General features: G+C 69.9%; 22 protein-coding genes. 9 read left to right on the forward strand and 13 right to left on the reverse strand.

The features are described 5' to 3' along the window. Positions 1–725: 725 nt before the first annotated feature. Together ACYVF3_RS10100 and ACYVF3_RS10105 are read right to left on the reverse strand one after the other, a co-directional pair. Positions 726–1,007: a 4a-hydroxytetrahydrobiopterin dehydratase gene (locus ACYVF3_RS10100; RefSeq protein WP_461153948.1), complete on the reverse strand. Its 282-nt coding sequence runs from the start codon at positions 1,005–1,007 to the stop codon at positions 726–728. Positions 1,008–1,799: 792 nt separating this feature from the next. After that, positions 1,800–2,717 carry an EamA family transporter gene (locus ACYVF3_RS10105; protein WP_461153949.1) on the reverse strand — a complete coding sequence of 306 codons (918 nt, stop codon included), beginning with the start codon at positions 2,715–2,717 and terminating at the stop codon, positions 1,800–1,802. 374 nt (positions 2,718–3,091) lie between these two features. Here ACYVF3_RS10105 and ACYVF3_RS10110 point away from each other — a divergent pair, with 374 nt between their 5' ends. Beyond that, a complete protein-coding gene (locus tag ACYVF3_RS10110; RefSeq protein ID WP_461153950.1) occupies positions 3,092–3,925 on the forward strand; it encodes an aldo/keto reductase in 834 nt (277 codons plus the stop codon). Between the two features lie 69 nt (positions 3,926–3,994). On the opposite strand, the gene lysX is transcribed toward ACYVF3_RS10110, so the two are convergent. Then, entirely contained in the window at positions 3,995–7,345 is a 3,351-nt protein-coding gene (gene lysX / locus ACYVF3_RS10115; RefSeq protein ID WP_461153951.1) for a bifunctional lysylphosphatidylglycerol synthetase/lysine--tRNA ligase LysX, read from the reverse strand. A gap of 71 nt (positions 7,346–7,416) precedes the next feature. Between lysX and ACYVF3_RS10120 the strand changes: the two genes are divergently transcribed. The 4 genes from ACYVF3_RS10120 (at position 7,417) to ACYVF3_RS10135 (ending at position 10,473) form a co-directional block, all read left to right on the forward strand. After that, positions 7,417–8,091, forward strand: coding sequence for a DUF998 domain-containing protein (locus ACYVF3_RS10120; protein ID WP_461153952.1), 675 nt, complete (start codon positions 7,417–7,419; stop codon positions 8,089–8,091). Continuing rightward, positions 8,084–8,863 (forward strand): alpha/beta fold hydrolase, encoded by a 780-nt coding sequence (locus ACYVF3_RS10125; RefSeq protein ID WP_461153953.1) that lies wholly within the window; start codon positions 8,084–8,086, stop codon positions 8,861–8,863. Before ACYVF3_RS10120 ends, ACYVF3_RS10125 begins: the two co-directional genes overlap by 8 nt. Further along, positions 8,860–9,228, forward strand: a complete 369-nt coding sequence (locus ACYVF3_RS10130; RefSeq protein ID WP_461153954.1) for a hypothetical protein — start codon at positions 8,860–8,862, stop codon at positions 9,226–9,228. The genes ACYVF3_RS10125 and ACYVF3_RS10130 overlap by 4 nt, the downstream gene beginning before the upstream one ends. Positions 9,229–9,342: 114 nt before the next feature. Beyond that, positions 9,343–10,473, forward strand: a complete 1,131-nt coding sequence (locus ACYVF3_RS10135) for a hypothetical protein (protein ID WP_461153955.1) — start codon at positions 9,343–9,345, stop codon at positions 10,471–10,473. A gap of 87 nt (positions 10,474–10,560) precedes the next feature. Here the strand turns inward: ACYVF3_RS10135 and ACYVF3_RS10140 are convergent, their stop codons facing one another. Further along, the gene (locus ACYVF3_RS10140; RefSeq protein WP_461153956.1) at positions 10,561–11,391 is read right to left on the reverse strand and encodes an SAM-dependent methyltransferase; all 831 of its coding nucleotides are present in this window, start codon (positions 11,389–11,391) and stop codon (positions 10,561–10,563) included. Between the two features lie 67 nt (positions 11,392–11,458). Next, entirely contained in the window at positions 11,459–12,904 is a 1,446-nt protein-coding gene (locus ACYVF3_RS10145) for a carboxylesterase/lipase family protein (protein ID WP_461153957.1), read from the reverse strand. A 123-nt stretch (positions 12,905–13,027) separates the two neighbouring features. On the opposite strand from ACYVF3_RS10145, the gene ACYVF3_RS10150 reads away from it, so the two are divergent. Further along, a complete protein-coding gene (locus ACYVF3_RS10150; RefSeq protein WP_461153958.1) occupies positions 13,028–13,867 on the forward strand; it encodes an ABC transporter permease in 840 nt (279 codons plus the stop codon). A 118-nt stretch (positions 13,868–13,985) separates the two neighbouring features. On the opposite strand, the gene ACYVF3_RS10155 is transcribed toward ACYVF3_RS10150, so the two are convergent. The 4 genes from ACYVF3_RS10155 to ACYVF3_RS10170 all read right to left on the reverse strand — a co-directional run bounded on the left by ACYVF3_RS10155 (position 13,986) and on the right by ACYVF3_RS10170 (position 18,812). After that, the gene (locus tag ACYVF3_RS10155; protein WP_461153959.1) at positions 13,986–15,374 is read right to left on the reverse strand and encodes a dihydrolipoyl dehydrogenase family protein; all 1,389 of its coding nucleotides are present in this window, start codon (positions 15,372–15,374) and stop codon (positions 13,986–13,988) included. Between the two features lie 186 nt (positions 15,375–15,560). Beyond that, entirely contained in the window at positions 15,561–16,916 is a 1,356-nt protein-coding gene (locus tag ACYVF3_RS10160) for a M14 family zinc carboxypeptidase (RefSeq protein WP_461153960.1), read from the reverse strand. Between the two features lie 370 nt (positions 16,917–17,286). Beyond that, positions 17,287–18,048, reverse strand: coding sequence for a 3-oxoacyl-ACP reductase (locus tag ACYVF3_RS10165; protein ID WP_461153961.1), 762 nt, complete (start codon positions 18,046–18,048; stop codon positions 17,287–17,289). 26 nt (positions 18,049–18,074) lie between these two features. Then, positions 18,075–18,812 (reverse strand): FadR/GntR family transcriptional regulator, encoded by a 738-nt coding sequence (locus ACYVF3_RS10170; RefSeq protein ID WP_461153962.1) that lies wholly within the window; start codon positions 18,810–18,812, stop codon positions 18,075–18,077. A gap of 118 nt (positions 18,813–18,930) precedes the next feature. Between ACYVF3_RS10170 and ACYVF3_RS10175 the strand changes: the two genes are divergently transcribed. Together ACYVF3_RS10175 and ACYVF3_RS10180 are read left to right on the forward strand one after the other, a co-directional pair. Continuing rightward, positions 18,931–19,842 (forward strand): carbon-nitrogen hydrolase family protein, encoded by a 912-nt coding sequence (locus ACYVF3_RS10175; protein WP_461153963.1) that lies wholly within the window; start codon positions 18,931–18,933, stop codon positions 19,840–19,842. A gap of 37 nt (positions 19,843–19,879) precedes the next feature. Continuing rightward, positions 19,880–21,235: an APC family permease gene (locus tag ACYVF3_RS10180; RefSeq protein ID WP_461153964.1), complete on the forward strand. Its 1,356-nt coding sequence runs from the start codon at positions 19,880–19,882 to the stop codon at positions 21,233–21,235. A gap of 102 nt (positions 21,236–21,337) precedes the next feature. Here ACYVF3_RS10180 and ACYVF3_RS10185 read toward each other — a convergent pair whose 3' ends face one another. Next, positions 21,338–21,919 carry a hypothetical protein gene (locus tag ACYVF3_RS10185; RefSeq protein ID WP_461154053.1) on the reverse strand — a complete coding sequence of 194 codons (582 nt, stop codon included), beginning with the start codon at positions 21,917–21,919 and terminating at the stop codon, positions 21,338–21,340. Between the two features lie 265 nt (positions 21,920–22,184). On the opposite strand from ACYVF3_RS10185, the gene ACYVF3_RS10190 reads away from it, so the two are divergent. Then, positions 22,185–22,724, forward strand: coding sequence for a glutathione peroxidase (locus tag ACYVF3_RS10190; RefSeq protein ID WP_461153965.1), 540 nt, complete (start codon positions 22,185–22,187; stop codon positions 22,722–22,724). Positions 22,725–22,805: 81 nt separating this feature from the next. Here the strand turns inward: ACYVF3_RS10190 and pptA are convergent, their stop codons facing one another. From pptA to ACYVF3_RS10205, 3 genes are all read right to left on the reverse strand, one after another. Then, positions 22,806–23,036 (reverse strand): tautomerase PptA, encoded by a 231-nt coding sequence (gene pptA / locus ACYVF3_RS10195; RefSeq protein ID WP_461153966.1) that lies wholly within the window; start codon positions 23,034–23,036, stop codon positions 22,806–22,808. Between the two features lie 105 nt (positions 23,037–23,141). After that, positions 23,142–23,783: a CoA transferase subunit B gene (locus ACYVF3_RS10200; RefSeq protein WP_461153967.1), complete on the reverse strand. Its 642-nt coding sequence runs from the start codon at positions 23,781–23,783 to the stop codon at positions 23,142–23,144. After that, positions 23,780–24,508 (reverse strand): CoA transferase subunit A, encoded by a 729-nt coding sequence (locus ACYVF3_RS10205; RefSeq protein WP_461153968.1) that lies wholly within the window; start codon positions 24,506–24,508, stop codon positions 23,780–23,782. The genes ACYVF3_RS10200 and ACYVF3_RS10205 overlap by 4 nt, the downstream gene beginning before the upstream one ends. Positions 24,509–24,652 lie beyond the last annotated feature (144 nt).

A 24,652-nucleotide genomic window follows, 5' to 3' on the forward strand; every position in this document is an offset into this window, starting at 1 on the left:
ACCACAACGACCCACCAAGCCGCCTGACCAACCGTCACAGAAACCTTCAGCAGCCCCTGTGATGGACATCATCGCGTGTTGCGTGGAGCCTGTGCGACCGGGGCACCCGGATCGCGCAGGCTCTGCCACTACGGGCGCCGGACTGAACCAAACATACAGGCGCGCAACTATTCCCCGATGCGTAACGAGTCCGAACCCGGCGTGCCCAACTACTGTCCAATGCGGATCGACACAAACTCTTCCTCAGTAATACGAGCGCCTTGCAGCTATCGCAGGCACTCCACCTGGCGGGCGCCCACGGCAGCTCGCTGTCCGGCCAGCTCCTCCCCATCGACGGCGACAGTCAGACAACCCAATGACCCGGGCGATCGGCGCACAGCCCGGCTTCGCGGCAGCATGCATACCCGACCTGCCCCTGTGCAACGGCTTCGAAGGGATTGAGCAGCAACGGGTTCGGGCGGGGCTTGTCACTTCCCGCGCGAGCCCGTTCGGCTCACCCCGCACACCGACGCAGGCGCCGCCCGCGTGAAGTAGCGCCACCCGCTGCGGCATCGGTGACCCGTTGCGGGGTGGTGGTCCCCAGCACGACCTGCGTGGCCGTGGTGTGGCGAGTGATCCACGCCGTGGCGATCGCGACCGGTGTAACACTGCACTTCGCCGATCTCTTCCGGCGGAGACGACGACTGGCCACGCACGGGAGCGGAGGTCAGCGCGCACCAGCGCGATCAGGCGTCCAGGACTTCGTTCAAGCGGCGCGCGAGCGCGATGTCGTCGTCGGTGGTTCCGCCATCAGCATGGGTGGTCGAGGTGACGGTCACCTGCTTGTAGTCGTGAATGCGGATGTCCGGGTGGTGGTTCGCCCGGTTGGCGGCCCAGGCGACCACGTTCGCCAGCTGCATCGCCCCGTTGAACCCCTTCAACGTCCAGGTCCGGGTGATCGAACGCGCATCACCGGCCCAACCGGGCAGGTCTTGCAGCGCGTCCGCCACGGCGTCGTCGCTGAGCATGGCGACCCCTTTCGGCGAAGTGGAAGAACGACGCGGCCGAGTCTAGTCCTCGGGCGGCTTCGGCCGGAGGATCAGGATCTGCCGGCACCGATCGCGGTTCGCGACGGCTGCCGCAGCGGACCCGTGGTTCACCGGAGGATTCACCCGCTACCAAAGGTTTTCGTGATCGCCGTGTGCCCCGCCCCGACTGCGCCAAGGTCGTCCGAGGTCGGCACGCCGAGCGCAGCCGTGAAGTTTCCGTCTCTGCCGCCTCCGACCACCGCCTCGACACCGGGCAGTGGCCGACGCGGGCACGACGTCGTTCTGCCTGCCGCCGACGCGACGATCGGGGTGACCGTGGTACCGACTTCGGGAGAACTCCAGCTCTCGATGTGGAGCACCGGATGACCGGCTTCGACCAGGGCGTTGACCCCGACCTCGGGTTCGATACCGGCAGGCGGGACTCGTCAGGCGCAGCGGCCGAGGCCGGTGCCCTCGATCCGCACCTAGCCAGAGCCACCCGCGACCGTCTACGGGATCGGCCATGTCGACCGCGCGGGCCGGGTCTCAGCCGGCCTGATCCTCCGCGCTCTGCGATGGCTTCCTCGGCAACCCATCGCGGTGAAGGCGACCTCCACGGCACTGGTGATCGATCCCACCGGTTTCCATCGCCTCCCGGCCACGGCCTCCAACGCCGTGGCCACCCGCCACGCCGGCGCGCGAGCCGAACTCACCACGAAGGCCGCACCATGACCCACAACCCCACCAGCAACACCGGATCCAGCGACCTCGACGCCGCCCGCGGGACCGGGCTCAGCGCCTTCGAAGTTCGAGCGCGATCGCGCCCAGAACCAGAGCCCCTCCGACGAAAGCTCCGCTCCAGAGCGACTCGTCGAGCACGGTCGCGCCGAGCACGGCTCCGATGATCGGCGTGACGTAGGCGTAGGTGCTGACCAGTGGCGCCGGTGCGGTCTCCAGCAAGCGCGTGTAGAGCACGAATCCGACGAGCGAGTCGAAGATGAGGAGGAACACGGCCGCCCCGGCCGACGTCCAGCTGATGTCCGACCACTGAGCCGGGGCCAGTTCGCCGAGCGCCAGCGCCGCCAGCGTCAGCACGGCCCCGCCGGCGAGGAGCTGAACTGAACTGGCGACCACTCGATCGACCGGCCCGGCGACGTTCGCCGTCAGCAAGCTCCCGGAGGCCCACAGGATCGGAGCCGCGCAGAACGCCGCGACCGCCCAGGGCGCCCCACCGATCGCACTGCCCGGCGCCGTCAGCACCACGATCACGATGCCGCCGAAGCCCACCACCAGCCGCAGGCCCGACGCGAGGGACACGCGGGTTCCGATCAACCCGCCCAGCACCACCACCCACAGCGGGATCGCCGCCGCGAGGATCGCGCCGAGGCTCGCGGTCACGGCCGTCAGCGCCACCGTGGCGAGCCCCTGGCCGCCGACCAGCAGAAGAACGCCCGCGAGTGACAGTCGCCGCAGTTGCGCACGAGTGGGTTTGGGACGCTGACGCGCGGCAACGGCGAGCACCGCTCCGCCGAGCAGGAAGATCAGCGCGGCTCCGCCCAGCGGCGGCACGCTCTGGACCATCAGCTTCATCGCCGGGATCGCCGATCCCCAGCATGCGTAGAGCGCCAGCAACAGGAACACGGTGCGATCGGGGGCCACCACGGTCGTGGGCCCACCGTCCTGGTCCTGCGCCCTCCTGCCGATGATCATCGCTCTCCTCACGATCTCCTACTTCCACGTCGCCCATCGGCTCGGAAACCTTCTCCCCTCGCCGACCGAGCCGACGGGCGAAGAAGGCTTCAAGAAGGTTGGTTCGCGGGCACATGCGCACCGAGCCTGATCGCAGGGTATTTCCTGCAACGGGGTCAGCGGCTCAACACGCCCACTTCCCTCCCGATGCTTGGCCCACGCGCACGCATCGATGTCGTGGCCACCGACGGTGTCGGGCATCTGGGATCGCGAGCTCGCACCCGGCTTCCGAACGCCGTCCCGTGGTGACCGCGTGGACGCACCGCACATTGCCTAGACTCTGGTGCGCGCCCGGCACGGCCTGTTCAGCGACAACGCGAGACGGAGTGCGAACGATGCGACATCTGCGGCTACCTTCCGGCGGCGACCTGCCCGTGCTGGGGCAGGGCACCTGGGGCATGGGCGAGCGCGGTTCAGACCGCGCGGCGGAGACCGCGGCGCTGCGACACGGGCTCGACCTCGGCATCGGTCTCATCGACACCGCTGAGATGTACGGCAGCGGTGGCGCCGAGGAAGTCGTCGGCGAGGCGATCGACGGTCGGCGGGACGAGGTGTTCCTGGTCAGCAAGGTGTTCCCGCACAACGCAGGCAGGCGGGCCGCGATCGAGGCGTGCGAGCGCAGCCTCCGCAGGTTGAGGACCGATCACCTCGATCTGTACCTGCTGCACTGGCGTGGTGGAACACCGCTGTCCGAGACGCTCGACGCGTTCGAGGAATTGCGTGACAGCGGCAAGATCAGGCACTTCGGGGTCAGCAACTTCGACTCCGACGACATGCGTGAGCTGTGGACGCAGAAGAGCGGCAGCGGTTGCGCGGTCAACCAGGTGCTGTACAACCTCGCACGACGCGGCATCGAGTTCGACCTGCTGCCGCAGTGCCGGGAGCGGGAGTTGCCGGTGATGGCGTACTCGCCGATCGAGCAGGGCCGCCTGCTCGGAGATCCGGTGCTGGAGCGCGTCGCGGAGCGGCACGGGGCCACGCCCGCGCAGATCGCCGTAGCCTGGGTCCTGGCCGGCGATGGCCTGTGCGCGATCCCCAAGGCAGCGACTCGCGACCACGTCGAGCAGAACCACGCAGCGTTGGGAATCCGGTTGTCGGCGGAGGATCTCGCCGACCTCGACGCGCAGTTCCCCGCGCCGAAACGGGCAACACCGCTGGAAATCCTCTGAACCCCTTCACGATCGGCAACCGTCGTGTTCACTGTGGACTGTCGTTGCGAGCGGACGCTCGCTGCGTGATCATCTGCCTCGCGCGGGCCGGACGAGCGGGAACGGCAGGGTGTCCCGGATGGGCCGTCCGGTGAGCAGCATCAGCAGGCGGTCCACTCCGAGTCCGAGGCCGCCGGTGGGAGGCATCGCGAATTCCAGCGAGCGCAGGAAGTCCTCGTCCAGCTCCATCGCCTCCGGGTCACCGCCGGCCGCCTGCAGCGACTGCTCGGTCAAGCGCCGGCGCTGCTCGATCGGGTCGACGAGTTCGGAGTAGGCGGTGCCGATCTCGACGCCGAAGGCGACCAGGTCCCACCGCTCGGCCAGCCTCGGATCGTCGCGGTGCGGGCGGGTCAGCGGGGACACGTCGACGGGGAAGTCCGTGTAGAAGGTCGGGCGCGTGGTGCGGCGCTCGACCAGGTGCTCGTAGAGCTCGACCACGAACGCGCCGCGCGGCCAATCCGGTTCGCAGGACAGACCCATCCGCTCGCACGCGGACCGCAGGTGTTCCGGCGAGGTCTCCGGGGTGATCTCCTCCCCCAGCGCCGACGACAACGCCTCGTGCACCGGGATCGCCGGCCAGCTGCCGGACAGGTCGATCTCCTCGATCTCACCGGCGCCCTGCCGCCGCGCTACCGGCGCGCCGTGCACGGCGGTGGCCGCAGCCTGCACGAGCTGTTCGCACAACTCCCGCATCACCCTGTAATCAGCGTGGGCCTGGTAGGCCTCCAGCATCGTGAATTCCGGGTTGTGCCGGGCTGAAACCCCTTCGTTGCGGAAGGTGCGTCCGAGTTCGAAGACCCGCTCCACCCCGCCGACGCACAGCCGCTTCAGGTAGAGCTCGGGGGCGATGCGCAAGTACAGCGGCATGTCGTAGGCGTTGATGTGGGTCCGGAACGGCTGCGCCGAGGCGCCGCCGTGCACGGGCTGGAGGATCGGCGTCTCCACTTCCAGGAACCGGTGGGCGGTCAGCGTCGAGCGCAACGCCTGCAACGCATCCGAGCGAGCGCGCAGCATCACGCGGGAGTCGGTCCCGACGATGAGATCCACCGCGCGCGCTCGGGCTCGCGTCTCCGGATCAGTGAGACCGGCGTGCTTGTCCGGCAGGGGACGCAGGCATTTGGACGCGAGCGTCCACTCGTCGGCCAGCACCGTCGTCTCGCCGTGACGAGTGGTGATCACCTCCCCCTGCACCGACACCTGGTCGCCGATGTCGACCTCGTCCTTCCACGCTCGCCACCGATCCGCGCCCGTGTCGGAGGTGGTGACCATGACCTGCAGCTGCCCGGACCAACCCCGCAGCGTGGCGAAGCACAGGCGACCGTGGTCGCGCATCAGCACCACTCGGCCGGTGACCGCCGTGCGTTCGCCGGTGCGGATGTCCGGTGCGGTTCCGGCATGCCGGTCGGCGATCTCCGCGCAGGAGTCGGTGCGCGGGACCTGCACCGGGTACGGATCACCCCCGTCCGCGCGGATCTTGGCGACCTTGTCCAGGCGGACCCGCATCTGCTCGGGAACCGATCGCCGACGAGGTTCGGCCTCGTGCGGCTCGATCACCGGCATCCTGTCCTCGCCTGGTGCGGCCGTGTCGGGGCCGGCGCTGGAACCGAGCAGGGGCACGAATCCCTCGGCCACCGCGGAGGCGAAGCCGACTCGGGCCAGATCGCGTCGATCGCGGAAGCCGATGAACCGGGGCACCCAGTCGGGCAGGTACTTGGCGTTGGAGCGGTACAGCGATTCCAACTGCCACCAGCGCGACAAGAACAGCAGGATCCCGCGCCAGAACCGCAGCACCGGACCGGCACCCAAGCGAGCGCCCTCTTCGAAGGCCTCGCGGAACACCGCGAAGTTCAGCGAGATCCGCTGCATGCCCTCGGGCGTCGCGCCCCGCCCTCCCGAGCGCGCCACGGAGCTGATCATCAGCTCCACCAGACCGTTGTCGCTCCCGGGCGCCCGTCGCATCGCTTCCAGGGACAAACCGGTGCGTCCCCACGGCACGAACGACAGCATCGCGCAGACCTCACCGTCGGCGCTCACGGCTTCGACCAGCACGCATCCGCCATCCGTCCGGTCTCCCCACCGGCCCAGCGCCATCGAGAAGCCGCGTTCCGCATCGCTTCCCCGCCACCGCGCAGCGCGCCGGGACACCTCGGTCATCTCCTCCGCCGAGATGTCCTGCTGCCTGCGGATCCGCACCCGGTATCCGGCGCGGTGCAGCCGGTTGACCGCTTGGCGAACCGGCCGCATCTCGCGGCCTTCCAGGGTGAAGGTCGACAGCTCCAGGACCGCCTCATCTCCCAGCCGGAGGACCTTCAAACCGGCTCGCGCGTAAGCGCGGGCACCGCGTTCCCCCGCGCCGATCACCGCCGGACGCCAGGTGTAATCCCGGCACATCCCCAGCCACCGCTCGATCGCCGGCCCCCACGCCTCGGGGTCACCCAGCGGGTCACCGCTGGCCAGGCAAACGCCTCCGACGACGCGATAGCTGACGGCGGCCTTGCCGCTGGTCGAGAACAGCACCGCCTTGTCCCGCCGCGTGGCGAAGTAGCCCAGCGAGTCGACTTCGCCGTGCTCGGCCAACAGCGCCCTCACCCGGCGCTCGTCGGCCGCGGGCAGGACCGAGGCAGTCCGCTGGGACCGGAACAGCACGGCCAGCGCGGCGAACAGCGTGGCCATCCCGAACGTGCCGAGCACGAGGTTCACCCAGCCGGGCGCTTCCCCGGTGCGGGTGATGTCGAGGGTGACCGCTCCGCCGAGCACTCGTTCGACGGTCCAGCTGAACACGTCGGCGGGGCCGTGCAACGAGCCCGGGAACAACCAGACCAACCCGTAGCCCAGTCCGATGAAGACCGCGACGAGGCCGGCGAACGTGACCAGCGCCTTGGGCACGCTGGCGCGCTGCACCCGGCCGTAGAACTGCCGGGAGGCCAGTCCGAGGACCACCATCGCGCCCGTGGTGACCACGGCGTTGGCTCCCAGGGACCACTGCAACCAGCCCGGCAGCACCTGTTCGACGACGCCGGGTTCCAGCGGGACCACCAGGACGAGCAGCAGCGTCAGCACCGACAGGACGAGCTGCGCGGCCAGCACCAGCAGCAGGATCCAGTAGGCGATGCGCTTGCGGCGCCCCAGCGCCGCTGCCAGCACGAACAGGAAGGCCGCATACCCGAGGTTGGCGGGCGCGGGGAACAGCACCAGGTCGATGGACTCGCGCACCGGCTGCATCCCGCCCCGGAACGCCGCTCCGACCGCGGCCAGGGCGCACAGGACCGCGATGCACACCAACGTCACGACCACGATCCGCGGGACCCGAGCCGTCCAGCCCGGTCCGGTCGCGGGCTCCGACTCGCTCCGCGACCGGCCCGCCGATGCTGCCCGACCCATCCGTACCTCCTCCACCTACGCTGGCGTGAACTGGACGACCGACCTCGACCTCTCCGACCCTAGGACGGTTCATGCGCGCCGACTCCGAGGCCCGGGTTGCGGCACGGTGGGAGGCACGTGTCGCGGCGCTGTGCTGCGTGTTCGCCGCCGTGCTCTACAGCCTGTGGATCCTGGGGCCGTGGCTCAATCCGGGGCTGGACGCGCTCAACGGCTACGTCAGCGAGTTCGCCGCTCGTGACCAGCCGGGGAGTTGGTTCTTCCGCATGGGTGACGGGCTCGCCGGGTTGCTGGCCGCGGCGGCCGCCGTGGCCGGGATCCGGTGCAGCGGCGGCACCATCGGGTGGGGTGGTCTGCTGGTCTTCGGCGTCGCCACCGCACTGGACGGAGCCCTGACCCCGATGACGTGCGCGAGCTACGTCGACTCGGGGTGCGCGGTGCGCGAGCTCGTGGGAGCGCTTCCCGCCACCCACGAGATTCACGAGGTGACCAGTTCCGTCGCGGCGCTGGGCGCGATCGTGGGCATGGGCGGACTGGCCTGGGCCGGTATCGGCCCGCCCGCGCGCTGGGGCTGGATCTGGTGCTCGGTGACCGCGCTGGCGACGGTGGTCACGCTGGGTGCGCTGTGGATCGGTCTGGGAGCCGGAGTCGTGCAGCGGGTGCAGCTCGGCCTCGTCGCGGCCTGGCTGATCGCGCTGGCCGTCACGGGTGTCCGTCGAAGGCGACCCGCAGGTGGTGTCGATGCCTGATTCGCCCACCGTGCTGCTGACCTCGGGGATGGCGGGTGCCGCCTACGACTGGGAACCGGTCCTGCCCGCGTTGTCGGCGCCGCATCGCGTGCACCGGCTGGAACGACCCGGCCTCGACGGGTGCCCTCCCCGACCGGGGTTGCCCACCCTGCACGACGAGGCCGACCGGCTCGCCGCCGCCGCGGACCGGCACGGCGGTGCGGTGGTGGTCGCGCATTCGGTCTCGGCGCTGCACGCCGAAGCGATGGGTCGACGGCATCCCCGCTCGTTGCGCGCGCTCGTACTGCTCGATCCCAGCTGCGGCACCGCCTCGCCGCGACCGGAGCGGCGGCGGCTGACCGCGGAAGCGCTGGGGCGCCGCGCGGCCCCCTGCGTCGCGCCCCTGGGACCAGCTCTCTGGACGGCCGGTGCGCGCACGCAAACCTCCCGACCGCTGCCTCGGGCGGTGCGAACCGCCGGACGTGCCCGTTTCCGCTCACCGGCCGCGATCACCGCGGCGTGGCAGGAGTACCTCGCGTTCGAGCCGATGCTGCGGGATCTGGCCGTGCTCCGGGAGCGGACGACGTTTCCCGCCGTACCGGTGTGGATCCTCACCGCCCTCGGGGGGATGCGCGCGAGCGCGGCCGTGCGGTGGACGAGGGGCCACACCCACCTGGCGCGGCGCTTGGGAGCCTCCCACCGCCTGCTGCCCGACAGCAGGCACCAGGTGGCGTGGGACCGTCCGGACGTGGTGGTGGCGACCATCGAGGCCGCGACGGGAAGGCGGAGATGAGAGCCGGAATGACGCTGGCGCTGGCGGCCGTCACCCTGGTGGTCACCGGCTGCGCGGACCCGGCCCAGGCGATCTCGGCCGCCGGGTACCGCAACGCCGTCTCCCTGGGCACCCGGACGGAGCTGGCGAAGCACGGCGTTGAACTGCGAGAACGGCCGACCTGCCGCAGCACCGGCGCCGAGAGCGCCCGGCCCGGCTCCCGCTTCACCGTCGAGTGCGCGGCGTCGACGACGGACGACGCCGCGGTGACCGTGCACGGCGTGGTCACCGCAGCGGGCACCCCGGCCCAACGCGAGGACTACGTCATCCGGCTCGACGACGAGGTGTTCTTGCACGTCGACTGCCTGGGCTCCGGCTGCCGGTGACACCCCTCGACCCCGGTCGATCACCGATGAACCGTCCGCCGGGCCGCAGCCGGTGACGAGGGCGACACACGACGCTGTCCGCGCCGTCTCCTGCGCCTGTGACAGGCTACGGGCATGGCTCTACCTCATGACGACATCGATCCCGGTGGCCTGCTCGAGTACTCGGTGGTGTTCACCGACCGCTCGCTGAATCACATGTCCCAGCGATTCGTGGGCGTGATGCAGGGGATCGTCGATGTCCTGAAGACGACCTACCGGGCGCACGGCGTCGCGGTGGTACCCGGCGGCGGCACCTACGGCATGGAGGCCGTCGCCCGCCAGCTCGCGACCGGCCGCCGCACCCTGGTAGTGCGCAACGGGCTCTTCTCCTACCGCTGGTCGCAGATCCTCGACATGGGTTCGATCGCCCAGGAGCACGCGGTGCACCGGGCGCGACCGGTCGAGGCGTCGCACCAGGCCCCGTGGCAGCCGGCGCCGATCGAGGAGGTCGTCTCCGCCATCCACGAGCAGCGGCCCGAGGTGGTCTTCGCGCCGCACGTCGAGACCGCTGCGGGCATGCTGCTGCCGGACGACTACGTCCGCCGCTTGGCCGAGGCCACCCACGAGGTCGGTGGCCTGCTAGTCCTGGACTGCATCGCCTCCGGAGCGCTCTGGGTCGACATGACCGACCTCGGCGTCGACGTTCTGCTGAGCGCGCCGCAGAAGGGCTGGAGCGGGTCGCCCTGCGCCGCCTACGTCATGCTCAGCGAAGCCGGCCGGGCTGCCGTCGAGGCTGGCACGTCGACGAGCTTCGCCGCGGACCTGAAGAAGTGGCTGTCGATCACGGACGCCTACACGCAGGGCCAGAGCCCGTACCACGCGACCATGCCGACGGACACCCTCGCGCACAACCTGGAGCTCATGCTCGCGACCCGCGACCGCGGGCTCGATGAGCTCCGCGCCGCGCAGATCGACCTCGGCAACCGGGTGCGCGCGCTGTTCGCGGAGCACGGGTTCCCCTCGGTCGCCGACGACGGGTTCGCCTCCCCCAGCGTTGTCGTCGTCCACACCGACGACCCGGAGCTGCGCAGCGGTGCCGCCTTCAAGCAGGCCGGTCTGCAGATCGCGGCCGGTGTGCCGCTGCAGTGCGACGAGCCCGCCGACTTCTCCACCTTCCGCATCGGCCTGTTCGGGCTGGACAAGCTCGGCGACGTCGAGGGCACCCTGGCCCGGCTCCAGGAGGGCTTGGACAAGGCCCTCCGCTGACGATCCCTCCTCGCGAGGAGGGTTTGAGGCCACCGCCGCACGTTCGGCGGTGGCCTCGACCAGTTCCGGCGGGGTGTTTCGCGATCGTCAGCCGCGAAGGATGCCCACGCCTCCGAGCACGTTGGCCCGGGCCGCGTCTTCGTCGCTGACCGGGACTTCCGGACGCCAGTGGGCTGCGGGCACCACTCCCGGGTCGATCAGCGCGTACCCCGGGAACAGCGCTGTTACCTCGTCGGCCGTGCGGATGTGCAGGTGCGGGGTCGATGTCGTGGACAGCAGGGAACGCAGCGCCGCCACTTCCGCGTCAGTGCGCGACATCTGCGCGTTGTGGGACACGGCGAGCGCACTGCCCGCAACGCACGCGTCGCGGTAACGCTCGACCAGCGCTGCCCCGTCGGTGTCGGGCACGAGGTCGAGAATCCCGAACGCCAGCACGGCGACGGGTTGGGAGAAGTCCAGAAGACCGGCCACTCCCGGGGAGTGCAGCACGCCTTCGGCGTCGCAGACGTCGAGCTCGGTGACCGAAGTCTGCGGATCCTCGCCCAGCAGGTGGCGAGCGTGGTGGCAGGCGATCGGTTCCCAATCGACGTAGGCCACTTTCGCCTGCGGGCAGTGCGCGCGGGCGATCTCGTGCACGTTGCCGACGGTCGGAACCCCAGATCCCAGGTCGAGGAACTGCTCGATACCGGCCTCGGTCACCAGGTGGCGCACCGCGCGGCCGAGGAACGAGCGGTTGGTGAAGCTGTAGTCCCGTTCGGTCGGCACGAGTTCGAGCGCTTGCTCGGCCGCCGAGCGGTCCACCTCGAAGTTGGCGGACCCGCCGAGGATGTAGTCGTACATTCGCGCGATGTTCGGCCTGGTGAGGTCCGCGTGCGAAACCTCTGCCGCCAACTCGGTCTCCCTGGCCTCGTCGCTCATGCCGCCACCGTAGCCGAACCCAGAGCGATTGATCACCCACTCGGAGTGACCAGCCGCAGGCGCCGCGCTACGCCGTGAAGCGGGGTTGCCAGATCTGGCGGGAGACCTTGATCGGGTCGTCGGCGACGGTGGGCGGAACGTCCCAGAGCCGGGTTGAGCGTTCCGGTAGCGAATAGGCGGGCCAGCCCGGGTCGCCGTGGGCGGCGAACGACACCCACGCGTCGCGGAGGGCGCTCGACAGGGTCTCGAAGTCGGGCGGAACCTCGTCGCCGAACATGGGGACCCCGACCCAGGTCTCGGCGGCGCCGAAGGTGAACGGCACGTCCAGCCCGTGACAGGCTCCGAAAGCGCCATCGCGGGCTGGGCTGGGCCAGGTGAACTCGTAGGCGTAGCTGCGGCCGCCTCCGAGCGCATGCCCCTCGGCGCACCACAGCGACGGCAGCCGGAAGCTCTGATCGCTGAGCATCAGCGTGAACAGGTCCGCGTCCGCGATCCCGGGACGTGCGGCCCGGTAATCGTCCACCACCGAGGGGCCCAAGCGCAGGTCCTGCGCGAACGCGACCGGGTCGAGGGCTTCTCCGGGCAGGTCCGCTGTCCACAATCGACATTCGTCGACGTTGAAGCCGCTGATGAGATCCACCCCGCGCCCAGCACCCCGGCTCAGCGCGGTCCACGGCAGGTCGTCGAGCACCTCGCCGTCGAGGACCACGCCGTAGGGCGTGCGGTTCTCCCACTTCGGGCGGTTCTGAGCCATCTCCACCGTCACGGCGGTTTGGGGCTCGTGGAACGCCTCTGGCGGCAGTGCTGCCAGTTCCTCGGCTGTTGCGGCACTTTCCAGCCTGCCGGTGATCCGTTCACCGATCTCGCGTGCTTCGCCCGTGTCGAAGAACAGCGCGCAGGTGCTCTGCGCGATGCCGCGCCGGAACAGGCCGTGCCGGGCGGAACCGGCGACCAGCGTCACCACGGAGATCGCCCCGGCGGACTCCCCGAAGATCGTCACGTTGTCCGGGTCACCGCCGAAGGAGCCGATGTTGTCCTGCACCCAGCGCAGTGCCGCGCGCAGGTCCAGGATGCCGCGATTGGCCGGAGCATCCGCGACCCACCCGAAGCCCTCGTACCCGACCCGGTAGTTCACCGTCACCACCACCGCGCCGGAGCGCGCGAGCAGCGATGCGTCGTAGGAAGGCAGAGCGCTGGTCCCCGCCAGGTACCCACCGCCGGTGATCCAGACCATCACCGGCAGGCCTCCGCCGAGATCCGGCGTGGTCACGTTGAGCGTGAGGCAGTCGGTGCTGTCCCCGGGTTGCCACACCGGAGGGAGGCCCGGCACCACCGCGGGTTGCGGAACCGACGCGCTGAAGGCCGACGCGTCCCGCACCCCGTCCCACGATTCCGGCGCCACCGGCGCCTGGAACCGGCGGGGCCCGTCCAGCGGTGCCGCGTACGGGATGCCCTTGAACACCAGGGCTCCGCCGCTGGTGATGCCGCGCAGGGAGCCGTTCCGGGTTCGCACGGTGGGGTCCACGTCGTCATACAAGCACAGCCCCGACCGGTGTGTCCGGCGGTCGCTGCAGGGTTCGCCTCGTCCGGAGCGGATGCCGTGCGCGTGCCACCTCGCCCTCATTAGGGTCGGCCCATGCTGCATGCCCCCGGGTCGGGCGCGATTCCGGTCACGCCCGTCCTGTCCGGAGTCATCGCCGTGCTGCTCGTGGCCACGGCCGGTGTCGTGGCCCTGGGCGGCCTGACCCGGTGGTGGGCGGTGTTGAGCGCTGGGGCGCGGGGAGCGCTGCAGCTGCTGGTCGTCTCGTTGATCATCGCGCAGATCGTGCATTCCGCCGCGCTCGTCATCGCCTTCCTGGTCCTGATGTTCGCCGTCGCCACGCGGACCGCGGGACGGCGGATCACCGGTAACCGCAGCTGGTGGTGGGCCGGACTGCCGATCGCGGTGGGCGTGGTTCCCGTCGTGGCGGTCGTGGTGGGCACCGGCGCTGTTCCGACGAGGGGCCTGGTCCTGATCCCGCTGGTGGGCCAGCTCATCGGCGGTGCGCTGACCGCGACCACGCTCGCCGGGCGCAGACTGCTCGACGAGCTGCACCAGCGTCATGGCGAGGTGGAGGCCGCCCTGTCGTTGGGCCTGACCGACAGCCGGTCCAGGCTGGAGATCGCCCAGCCGGTCGCGGGCACCGCACTGGTTCCGGCGCTCGACCAGACGCGGACGGTGGGCACGGTGACGCTGCCGGGCGCCTTCGTGGGAATGCTGCTGGGCGGTGCCAGCCCGGTCGAGGCGGGGATCGTGCAGTTGTTCGTGCTCATCGGCCTTCTCGCGGTGGAAGCCGTGGCGATCGTGGTCACGCTGCACGTCGTGGCACGGGGCCGTCTGACCGGTTCCAACCCAGCGCAACGGCGCTCACCGGCCGCCCGATCGTCGGGACCACCGAGCGTCGGCCGGGTGCTGCGGCTCTGGCGACGTTCGTAGCGTTGGAGATCAGGACCGGGACATCCCTTGTCCGAGGCCCGGTTCCGACAGCTCTGGGTGGGTGTGGGTGGTGGGGAAGTTTTCATGAAAACTTCCCCACCACCCACACCCACCACCTCTAGTTCAGGGTGTCGAAGAGGAGGTTCAGGCCCTCGGCCATGGTGGGGTGGGTGATCACGGAGTCGCGGACTTCTTGGTAGGGCAGGCGGCCGCGCATGGCCAGTTGCACCGCGGCGATGACCTCGCCCGCGTTGTGCCCCAGGAGGGCGGCGCCGAGGATCTGGTCCGTCTCGGCGTCGACGACGGCCTTCCACGTCCCCACCGTGTCGTGGACGGTCTTGGCCCGCGGGATCGCCGAGACCGGCAGCCGCGCCACTCTGACCTCGTGCCCCAGGTCGCGGGCCTCGGTCTCGGTGAGGCCGACGCGTGCGAGCTCGGGAGTGATGAACACGGCGTAGGGCACGAGCCGGCCGGCGGTCGCGGCGTCATGACCGGTGAGGTTGGCCCGCAGAACGCGAAAGTCGTTCCACGAAGCGTGGGTGAACTGCGGGCTGCCGGCGACGTCCCCGGCTGCCCAAACGTGGTCGGCGGTGGTGCGCAGGTGGTCGTCAACGGCGACGAACCCGCGGTCGGTGAGTTCGACCCCCGCCACGTCCAGACCGAGGTCGGCGGTCACGGGAGCGCGGCCGGTGGCCACGAGCATCTCCTGGGCGCGGATCTCCGAGCCGTCGGCCAGGGCGACGACGACCTCGCCGGTGCCCGGCTCCCGGTGCACAGCGCTCGCGCGGGCCCCGAGGCGGACGTCGACACCCTGGTCGGTGAGGATCTCCGCCACCTGACCCGCGACGTCTGGATCCTCGCGCGGCAGCAGGTGATCACCGCCCTGCATCAGGATCACGCGGGTGCCGAAGAGGGCGAACATCGAGGCGAACTCGCACCCGACGTATCCGCCCCCGAGGACCAGCAGCGTCTCCGGCAGACGCTCCAGGTGCAGGATCGTCTCCGAGTCCCACACCGCCGCTTCGGCGATGCCGGGAAGGTCCGGCAGAGCCGGGGTGGTCCCGGTGTTGATCACGACTTCCCCACCGCGAACCACCCGGGTGGTGCCGTCGTGGCACCGGATCTGCACGGTGCGATCGCCGACGAAACGGGCAACGCCCACGATGAAGTCCATGCCCGAGTCCGCGAACAGCTTCACGTGGGCCTCGACCATCCCGCCGACGACACCGTCCTTGTGCGCCCGGAGTTCGTCCAGGTCGATGGTGGGCTCGCCGTCGACCTGGACGCCCATCTCAGCGGCGTGACGCGCGGCGAGAAGATCGCGCGCCGAGCCGACGAGCGCCTTCGTGGGGATGCACGCGACGTTGATGCAGGTACCGCCGATCTTGTCCCGCTCGACCATGACGACGCGCCAGCCGGCCTTCGCCCGGTCCATCGCCAAGGACTTCCCGGCTTTGCCCCCTCCGACCACCAGCAGATCGACGTCTTCGATGTCGTTCTCACTCATGACCGCAATCCTCGACCCCCGGCCGCGGTCGCGCAGACCGGGGAGTTCTCCGAGCGCGCCCCCATCACGACGTCAGCCGACGCGCTCGGGCGCACCTGGAGGCACCGAGCAGCGGCAGGATGTAGGCCACGAACACCGCGGCGAGGATGATCGGCGTCAGCACACGTCCCGGCGGCGCGGGAGGCGCTACGGGGCAACCAGATTCGCGACCGCGGCGAGGATCGCTCCACACTGGACTCCGATCAGCTTCCTGATCGGGATCGGGTTGGGCGGTACGTCGGCGTCGGCCTCCGCCGCCCAGCGGTCGAAGACCTCCGTCAGCCGGGCGTGCTCGACCCGCAGCACCTTCGCGTCGTTGCCCTGGGCGATCTCGGCGCTCAGGGCGGAGAGCAGCATGCCCGCGAACCGCACCCGCGTCGAGTGGGTCGTGGCCGTGACCATGAAGCGTTCCGCCACGACCGCGGGGCGCCGGTTGTCCTCCACGCCGGCGCGCACCCGATCCGCTTCGGCGGAGGTGCGCAGGAACGGCAGGAAGCACTGCATCGCTCGCAGGTGCGGAGAGCGGGTGCGCAGCTCGGACCGGACGGCGTCGAACGCGGTGGTGAGCACCCGGGACGTCTCGCTGGTGAGTTCCGCGCGCTCGCTCAGCAGGTCCGCGTAGGACACGTCGAGCGGCGTGTGATCGTCGGCGTCGGTGTTCGCCCAGTACGGCACCTCGGTGGCCAGGTACGCGGTGCCGTAGCGGAGCGCGTAGGCGTAGCTCGACTCGCCTCCGGCACGTTCGGTCGGGTCGAGACCGAGGCCGTCGAGGTAGTCGTACTCCTGCTCCGCCGTGAACGCCCGGAACACGGAGGGAGCCAGCTGCTCGATGAACGGCGCCTCGCCCTCACCGGTGTGCAGGGGCAGGCCGAACCGGCCCGGAAGGGTCGCGAGCTGCTCGTTCAGTCGCGGGCTGGTGCTGCTGAGGTAGTAGAAGACGCCCCCGTACTCGCCGTTGTGCAGCGAGCACAGCACCATCGGCCGCGTCTCGTCGATGAGCGCGCGCAGCGCGTCGGTCTCCGGCATCACGCGGTCGAACACGGTCTTCTTGTAGGCGAAGGGGAACGACCACTCGACCTGCTCGTCGGTGGCCGGCCGGTAGAACGAGCGCCCGTACTTCGTCATGCTCAGCGGCGGCTCGAACCACGGCTCGTTCAACCGCGTTCCGTCCGGGTCGATGCAGGCGACGATGTGCCAGGTGCAGCCCCACTCCCCGCGCAGGTCGTCATCCTCGACGAGGGTGCGGGCCAGGTGCAGCGCCGACACCCCTCCGATCGGCTCGTTGGGATGCACCCCGCCGACGACCAGCACCTGCTCCTCACCGCCGTGGATGGTCAGGGACCACAGCGGCTCCCCGTCGCGCGACGTGCCGATGCGGCGCATCTCCGCCAATCCCGGGTGCTGCCGCGCGATCTCCTCCATCGCGGCCACCAGCTCGTCGACACCCACGAAGCGATCGAACTCGGGCACTGCGTCGACGAACTTCCCGATGCGCTCGAACACGCCACTCCCATCCCCCCGGGGGCCTACCCGCCACGTACTCCTGCACGAGAACCTGCGATCCGTTCGCCCCCGACCCTAACCGCCCCCACCTCGCCCCCACCGCTTCCAGCCCACGCACGCCCGTCGCCGACTGGACGCTCGATCGCCAGGGGACGGTTCTGGTCCGAACCGCCCATGATCAATGTCCGTTTCGCCCGGTCAATTCGGACCAAAACTGCCCGTTCGGGAGGTGCCCGCTCTCCTCTCGGGATCCCCCTGTCCGCGGGTCTCTGGTGGTGGAGAGAGGGAAGTTTTCATGAAAACTTCCCCCCACCTGCCCCAGGCCCGACCACCGCGGACCGCCGGACAAGATTCCGTCCGCAGCATCCGGTCAGGCGTTCACCAAACCGCCGTCCACCACCAGGTTCTGGCCGGTGACCGCCCGCGACCACGACGAGGCGAAGAACAGAGCCGCGTCGGCGAACTCGGTGGGCGTCACCACGCGACGCAAGGGCGTGTTCGAGGCGATCCCGTCGAAGACCTCCTCGGGAGTCGCGGCGCTCGCGTCTGTGGTGCGCAGAAGCCCGCCCGAGACCATGTTGACCGTGATCCCGTCGGGGCCGAGATCGGCGGCGAGGGTGCGGGTCAACGACAGCAGCGCCGCCTTCGACGCCGTGTAGTCGTGGTAGGGCACGACCGGGTTCTGGAAGAGGTTGGTGCCGATATTGACGATCCGGCCACCACCGAGCTCCCGCATGCCCGGCAGCGCAGCCTGGGTGGTGTGCAGCGCACCGCGGACGCTGCCCTCGAACTGCCCGGCGAACTCGCCCCACGTGATCGCGTCGGCGTGCGAGCGGGCGTCGCCGTTGAACGCGAAGTCGGCGAGCGCGTTGTTGACCACCGTGGTCATCGGAGTCCCGAAACGCTCACGCGCCGTGGCGAACAGGGCATCGACCTGGGCTCGGTCGGTGACGTCGGCCTCGACGGCGATCACCCGGTCGCCCAGCTCGGCGGCCAGTGCCTCGGCCCGCTCGCGGCTGCGACGGTAGTCGATGACGACGCGCGCACCTCGCCCCGCGAACGCACGCACCAGCGCGGAGCCCACTCCGCGCCCACCCCCGGTCACCACCACGAGCTGATCAGCGAAATCCATACCCCTCACGGTAATACCCCGCGATGTCACAGCCCGACGAACATGTCCTGGTGCAGGGTTGCCACGTGGCGCTGGGCGATGTCGGCGGCGGACGCGGGGTCGCCGTCGCGCACGGCTGCGACGAGTTCGAGGTGGTCCCGGTTGGACTCGCGCAGGTGCTTCATGGGGTAGGGCAGGTAGTAGCGGTAGAGCTCGCGGAGCAGCCGCGCGTAGTCCTGCTGGACCGCGCTGATGCCGGTCGCGGCGGCGACGGCGAGGTGGAACGTCTCGTCGAGCTTGTGGAAGTCGGCCCAGTCCGCGGCGTCGTTCATCCGCTCGGTGAGCTCGTGCAGGTGCGCGACGTCCTCGGGTGCGGCGTTGCGGGTCGCCAGGTGCGCGATGCCGCATTCGAGGACCACGCGGCGGTCGATGAGGTCGTGCACCTCCGCGCTGGCCGCGCGGTAGATCTCGGCCTCGCGAACCGTGCTGCGCGCCGGGGAGTCGACCACTCGCGTGCCGCCCCCGCGTCCGCGGCGGCGTTCCAGGATGCCTTCTTCGCAGAGGGCGACCAGCGCGCGCCGGACCGTGATCTCGGAGACCTCCAGGGCGGCGGCGAGCTGGGCGTTGCCGGGCAGCCACTCCCCCGGTTCGAGCAGCCCGAGGTCGACCGCGAGGGAGATCCGGGCACGGACGGTGTCCATCGCGGAGAGCCTGCGGATGCCGGAGAGCGCGGATGCGGACAGGGCTGCGGCGGGATCGTCGTCGTGCGCGTCGGCCCTGGTCATGGCGTACACGGTAACCAAGAACCGGCAATCTGCTCAAGATGAGCACTCTTGTTTAAGTGCTCATCTTGCTCTATTTTGTTCCCACCCCTGACTGACCTGCGAAGAGAGAAGGCGAGAGATGTCCCGATCGCTGCCGCTGGCGCTGGCGCAGGTGTCGCCGCAGCCGGCGACGGCGCCTGTGTCGGAGTTCGCCGGTGACGTCGAGCGGCTGCTCGCCCGAGCCCCGCACGCGCGCTTGGTGGCCTACCCGGAGCTGCACCTGTGCGGCGTCGAGGGCACCGGTGCGGAGCGCGACGCGCGGTTGCAGGACGCGGCCGAGCCGCTGGACGGACCTCGCTCCGGGCAGCTCGCCGAGTTGGCCGGGGACCTGGGGATCTGGCTGCTGCCGGGCAGCGCCTGCGAGCGCGGGGAGAACCGCGAGCTGTTCAACACCGCTTTGTGCTTCTCACCCGAGGGAGAGCTGCACGCCTTCTACCGCAAGGTCTTTCCGTGGCGACCGCACGAACCGTACGACCCCGGCACCCGATTCGTCGTCAGCGACCTTCCCGGGCTCGGCCGGATCGGGTTCTCGATCTGCTACGACTCCTGGTTCCCCGAGGTGGCCCGCCACCTGGCGTGGAAGGGCGCCGAGGTGATCATCAACCCGGTGCAGACCACGACGCAGGATCGCGATCAGGAGATCGTGCTCGCCCGGGCGCACGCGATCACCAACCAGGTCTTCGTCGCCAGCGTCAACGCCGCCCACCCCGTGGGCGTCGGCGGCAGCCTGATCGTCGACCCGGAAGGCCACGTGCGTCAGCAGGCCACCGGCGGCGATCCAGAGGTGCTGACCGATGTCCTCGACCTCGGCCACGTCACGCGGGTGCGCGAATCCGGCACCGCGGGCCTCAACCGCATGTGGTCGCAGTTCACCGACCACGACATCCCCGTCGAGCTACCGCTCTACCAGGGGCGCATCGATCCAGCTACGTGGCACCCGGAGATCCCGGAAGCCGGAATCCCCACACCCGGCCCCGAATCGGCCGGCTGACAGCCGCAACGGCGCGGCGAGCACCGAGGAGCTGCACATGCCCGAAGCAACACCGTCGCTGCAACGGACTCTCACGGTCAGGTCCGTCGTCCTGTTCGGACTGGCCTACATGACGCCGCTGATCGCCCTGGGCACCTTCGGCGTCGTCGCCGAGGAGACCGGGGGCACCGTCCCGACCGCCTACCTTGTGGCGATGGTCGCGATGCTGTTCACCGCCCACAGCTACGGGAAGATGGCCGCCGCCTACCCGGTCGCCGGTTCGGCCTACACCTACGTGCGACGGGCGCTGGACTCGCGCGTGGGCTTCCTCGTCGGCTGGGCGGTGCTGCTCGACTACTTCTTCCTGCCGATGGTGATCTGGCTGCTCGGCGGCACCTACCTGCAAGCCCAGTTCCCCGCCGTGCCCTTCTGGGTCTGGATCGTCTCCTTCATCGCGGCCACCACCTGCCTGAACGTGCTGGGCATCACGGTCGCGGAGAAGGCGAACTTCCTGCTGATGGCCTTCCAGTTCCTGGTGATCGGCATCTTCGTCGTGCTGTGCGTGCGCCACGTCCTCGACGCGCGCGGTGCCGCAGGCCTGCTCGACACCGGGCCGGTGCTCAATCCCGCCACGACCGCCGCGGGCGTTTCGGCCGGTGCCGCGCTGGCCGCGTACTCCTTCCTCGGTTTCGACGCCGTCACGACCCTGACCGAGGAATCGGTGAACCCGCGCAAGACGATTCCGCGCGCCATCCTGCTCATCGCGCTCATCGGCGGCGGCGCCTTCGCCCTCGTGACGTTCGCGGCTCAGCTCGTGCACCCCGGAAGTGCCTTCGCCGACCCCGATTCGGCCGTGTTCGAGATCGCCGCGGTCATCGCGGGAGATCTGGGCACGGCGCTGCTGCTGGCCGGGCTGGTGATCGCGCAGTTCGCCTCGGGGCTCGCGGCTCAGGCCAGCGCCGCGCGCCTGCTGTTCGCGATGGGCCGCGACACCGTCCTGCCCCGCAAGCTCTTCGGCGCCCTGCACCCGCGATTCCGGACTCCCGTGGCCAACATCGTCCTCACCGGCTGCGTCGGCCTGGTCGCCTTGGCGCTCGACGTCTCCACCTCGACGTCGTTCGTGAACTTCGGTGCCTTCACCGCTTTCACCGCGGTCAACATCAGCGTCATCGCCCTGCACCTCCGCCACCGCGCGGAAGGCCACCGGCGAGCGCGGTGGTCGCTCGTCATCCCCGTGGCCGGAACGCTCATCGACCTCTGGTTGCTGATCAACCTGGAACCGACAGCGCTGATCCTCGGCGGCATCTGGCTGGCCGTGGGCATCGTCTACCTGGCCTGCCGAACCCGGATGTTCCGCACCCCGCCTCCGGAAATGGCCACCGACGAGGATGCTCTGACCACTGCGCGGGCCTGACGCCGGTCCGGTTCGGGCACCGGCGGTTCGTTTCCGGATCTGAGCTTCGGCTGCGGGCGGGGTTCCAGCCAGATCTTCGGGTCTTCGCTGGAACCCCTTGGGTCACGCCTGTTCTGGGCCCTGCTTGCGGAGTTCGTCAACCCTGGAGAGGGCTTCGCGGAGCTCGGCGAGCCAGTCCTCGGTGTGCTGGCCGACCAGGCGTACCGCCCAGGCGAGCGCCTCGGACCGGGAGCGGGCTACGCCGGCGTCGACGAGCGTGTCGAGAACCTGTCGTTCAGGCTGGCGGAGCCGGGTCATCACCGGGACCGACAGCGTGGTGAACAGTTCCTCGGTACTTCCGAGCCGCGTTCCCCAGGCGACCTTGCGCCCGTAGCGGTGCTCGGCCTGGCGTGCGATCTCGATCCGCTGGTCGCGGGTCTCCTCGCGGAACCGGTCGATCCGACCGCTCTCGGCGGCGGCCCGTTCTGCCTCGTCGCCGAAATCGCCTTCCACCACGGGCAGTTCGCCGAGCACGACGATCTCCTCGCGGTCGACGGTGACCTCCGGTGCCGCGATGAACCAGTCCTCGGGCAGCCGTCCGACGAACCAGGCCTTCGCGCCCTCGGCCGAGGGGGCCTCGCCACGGCCACCGCCGCCCCAGCCTCGTCCCCGGCCACGCGCCGTTCGGTCGAACCTCGTGTACATCATCTCCTCACCTCCCAATTACAAAATTACACGCTTACCTCCGAGATCAGTAGCGTTTCCCTCACGGCGAAACCCGACGTGACGCTCACAGCCCGGGGTCTCTCCGAACCCGGGACCGTCGTCCGCTCCGGGCAGCGTTTCCGGGGTTCCTGGCAGAAGCCGTTCGACGGCCGGGTCCGTGAAACCGCACTCTCGCGCGAGACCCGCGCGGGAACCGGCGCCTATGCTCCGGCGGAGCCGATCGTCGGAGAACGAGGAGTGAACGATGACGACCGCGCACGACTTCGAAGTCACCGCAGCGGACGGATCGACCGTCGCGCTGAGCGAGTACGCAGGTAAGCAGCTGCTGATCGTCAACGTCGCGAGCAAGTGCGGCCTGACCCCGCAGTACGAGGGCTTGGAGGCGTTGTACCGCGAGTTCAAGGACAGCGGGCTGGAGATCCTCGGGTTCCCCTGCAACCAGTTCCTCGGCCAGGAGCCCGGAACCGACGCCGAGATCCAGGACTTCTGCCAGGTGAACTACGACGTGACCTTCCCGGTGCTCGCCAAGGTGGATGTCAACGGTGCCGACGCGGCACCGCTGTTCGCGCACCTCCGCGCCGAGGCCCCGGGCGACTGGGGCCCGCAGCACGGGGAGTTCTACGACAAGCTCAAGGACGTCACCCCGGCCACCGAGCCCGGGGACATCGTCTGGAACTTCACCAAGTTCCTCGTCGGGCCGGACGGCGTGGTCCTCAAGCGCTACGAACCCACGATCACCCCGGACCAGATCAAGCGGGACCTGGCGCTGCCGACCTCCAGCTGACGCTCGGAGTCCGCGAGGTTCCGGGGGTGGGGAAGTTTTCATGAAAACTTCCCCACCCCCGGAACCTGCACCTCTACCGTCTCAACTCAGGTAGTCGGGACGCTTGATCAGGAGCTCGGGGCGACCGTAGATCTCGGGCTCGACGACGGTCTCGTTCCAGTCCGCCTTCTCCACCGGCTCCAGCGTGACCGACACGGCCCCGTCCCGGCTGCCGAGGTGCTCGATCAGGGCTGCCGTGACCGATTCCGCGAGCTTGCGCTTCTGCTCGTCGGTGACGTCTTTCGGGAAGTGCTTGATGTTCACGTGCGGCATCGATCGCTCCTCGACCTCGGGACTCCGGCGCGCCTGACCGTAGCGCGCGGCGCACCGGCTCCTCCCCCGGCTCAGCTGACGACGATGGCCTGCTCCGTGGGACGGTCAGGTCGCGACCGCTTCCCGGATCGGTGCTGCGGTCTTGTCCCGGACATCGTCCTCGGTGACACCGGGTGCGAGCGCGACCAGGTTCAGGCCGTCGGCTTTCACGTCGAGGACAGCGTGATCGGTGACGATCCGGTTGACCACGCCCGCACCGGTCAGCGGCAACGTGCACCGCTCGACGATCTTCGGGGTGCCGTCCTTGGCGACGTGGTCGGTGAGCACGACGATCCGGCGCGCACCCACGACCAGGTCCATGGCGCCACCCATTCCCTTGACCAGGGAACCGGGAATCATCCAGTTCGCCAGATCGCCGTCCTCGCTCACCTGCAGCGCGCCCAGGACGGCGATGTCGATGTGGCCGCCGCGCATCATCGCGAACGACTGCGCCGAATCGAAGTAGCTCGCACCGGGGTTGACCGTGACGGTCTGCTTGCCGGCGTTGATGAGGTCCGCGTCCTCCTCGCCCTCCAAGGGGAAGGGACCGAGGCCGAGGATCCCGTTCTCGCTCTGCAACGTCACCCGCACACCCCCGGGGATGTGGTTGGCGACCAGGGTCGGGATCCCGATGCCGAGGTTGACGTAGTCGCCGTCGCTGAGTTCCGCAGCGGCGATCGCCGCCATCTCGTCGCGCGTCCAGGTCATGAGTTCGCTCCTACCCGGTCCGAAGCGGTGGCGCGGGGACGCACCGTGCGCTTCTCGATGTCCTTGACCCGCGGCCGGGCGCGGACCATGCGGTCGACGTGGATGCCCGGGGTGATGACCCGCTCCGGGTCCAGGAACTCCTCGCTGAGGTGCTCGGCCTCGACCACCGTCGTCCGCGCGCAGGTCGCGACCACCGGGTTGAAGTTCCGGGCAGCCGCCCGGTAGACGAGGTTGCCCGCGGGATCCGCGGTGTGCGCGTGCACCAGCGCCAGGTCCGCGACGATCCCGCGTTCCTGGACGTAGGTGCGCCCGTCGAACTCGGCCAGCGGCTTGCCCTCGGCGATCGGGGTGCCCACGCCCGCACGGGTGTAGAAGGCGGGAATCCCGGCCCCGCCCGCGCGCAGCCGCTCCGACAACGTGCCCTGCGGCGCGAACTCCAGCACCAGGTCCCCGTCCAGGTACTGCCGGGCGAACAGCTTGTTCTCACCCACGTACGACGCGATCACCTTGGCCACCTGCCGGTTCTCCAGCAGCAGGCCCAGGCCCTTGCCGTCGGCACCCATGTTGTTGGACACCACGGTCAGACCGCTGACCCCGCTGTCGCGCACGACCTCGATCAGGTCGTTGGGCACACCGCAGAGGCCGAAGCCTCCGACGGCCAGCGTCATCCCGTTTTCGAGCACGTCGGCCAGCGCCTCCGCCGCACTCGGGCGCAGCTTGGACACCTCATCACCCCTCGTCGGTCCGCTCACTGAACGCGGGCAGTACACCCAACAGTCCCTGCTCACCGCAATGATTCAGCGCTATCGCGGCGACATGTGCTCGCGGAACGACCGAGACCCGCGCATCGCGTCCACTCAGCGAACGCT

This window comes from Saccharopolyspora tripterygii, from assembly GCF_054778355.1.

Bases quoted from the DNA above. Each gene is read 5' to 3' on its own strand.
- ACYVF3_RS10100 (WP_461153948.1), bottom strand. From the start codon at position 1,007: ATGCTCAGCGACGACGCCGTGGCGGACGCGCTGCAAGACCTGCCCGGT.
- ACYVF3_RS10105 (WP_461153949.1), bottom strand. From the start codon at position 2,717: ATGATCATCGGCAGGAGGGCGCAGGACCAGGACGGTGGGCCCACGACC.
- ACYVF3_RS10110 (WP_461153950.1), top strand. From the start codon at position 3,092: ATGCGACATCTGCGGCTACCTTCCGGCGGCGACCTGCCCGTGCTGGGG.
- lysX (WP_461153951.1), bottom strand. From the start codon at position 7,345: ATGGGTCGGGCAGCATCGGCGGGCCGGTCGCGGAGCGAGTCGGAGCCC.
- ACYVF3_RS10120 (WP_461153952.1), top strand. From the start codon at position 7,417: ATGCGCGCCGACTCCGAGGCCCGGGTTGCGGCACGGTGGGAGGCACGT.
- ACYVF3_RS10125 (WP_461153953.1), top strand. From the start codon at position 8,084: ATGCCTGATTCGCCCACCGTGCTGCTGACCTCGGGGATGGCGGGTGCC.
- ACYVF3_RS10130 (WP_461153954.1), top strand. From the start codon at position 8,860: ATGAGAGCCGGAATGACGCTGGCGCTGGCGGCCGTCACCCTGGTGGTC.
- ACYVF3_RS10135 (WP_461153955.1), top strand. From the start codon at position 9,343: ATGGCTCTACCTCATGACGACATCGATCCCGGTGGCCTGCTCGAGTAC.
- ACYVF3_RS10140 (WP_461153956.1), bottom strand. From the start codon at position 11,391: ATGAGCGACGAGGCCAGGGAGACCGAGTTGGCGGCAGAGGTTTCGCAC.
- ACYVF3_RS10150 (WP_461153958.1), top strand. From the start codon at position 13,028: ATGCTGCATGCCCCCGGGTCGGGCGCGATTCCGGTCACGCCCGTCCTG.
- ACYVF3_RS10155 (WP_461153959.1), bottom strand. From the start codon at position 15,374: ATGAGTGAGAACGACATCGAAGACGTCGATCTGCTGGTGGTCGGAGGG.
- ACYVF3_RS10165 (WP_461153961.1), bottom strand. From the start codon at position 18,048: ATGGATTTCGCTGATCAGCTCGTGGTGGTGACCGGGGGTGGGCGCGGA.
- ACYVF3_RS10170 (WP_461153962.1), bottom strand. From the start codon at position 18,812: ATGACCAGGGCCGACGCGCACGACGACGATCCCGCCGCAGCCCTGTCC.
- ACYVF3_RS10175 (WP_461153963.1), top strand. From the start codon at position 18,931: ATGTCCCGATCGCTGCCGCTGGCGCTGGCGCAGGTGTCGCCGCAGCCG.
- ACYVF3_RS10180 (WP_461153964.1), top strand. From the start codon at position 19,880: ATGCCCGAAGCAACACCGTCGCTGCAACGGACTCTCACGGTCAGGTCC.
- ACYVF3_RS10185 (WP_461154053.1), bottom strand. From the start codon at position 21,919: ATGTACACGAGGTTCGACCGAACGGCGCGTGGCCGGGGACGAGGCTGG.
- ACYVF3_RS10190 (WP_461153965.1), top strand. From the start codon at position 22,185: ATGACGACCGCGCACGACTTCGAAGTCACCGCAGCGGACGGATCGACC.
- pptA (WP_461153966.1), bottom strand. From the start codon at position 23,036: ATGCCGCACGTGAACATCAAGCACTTCCCGAAAGACGTCACCGACGAG.
- ACYVF3_RS10200 (WP_461153967.1), bottom strand. From the start codon at position 23,783: ATGACCTGGACGCGCGACGAGATGGCGGCGATCGCCGCTGCGGAACTC.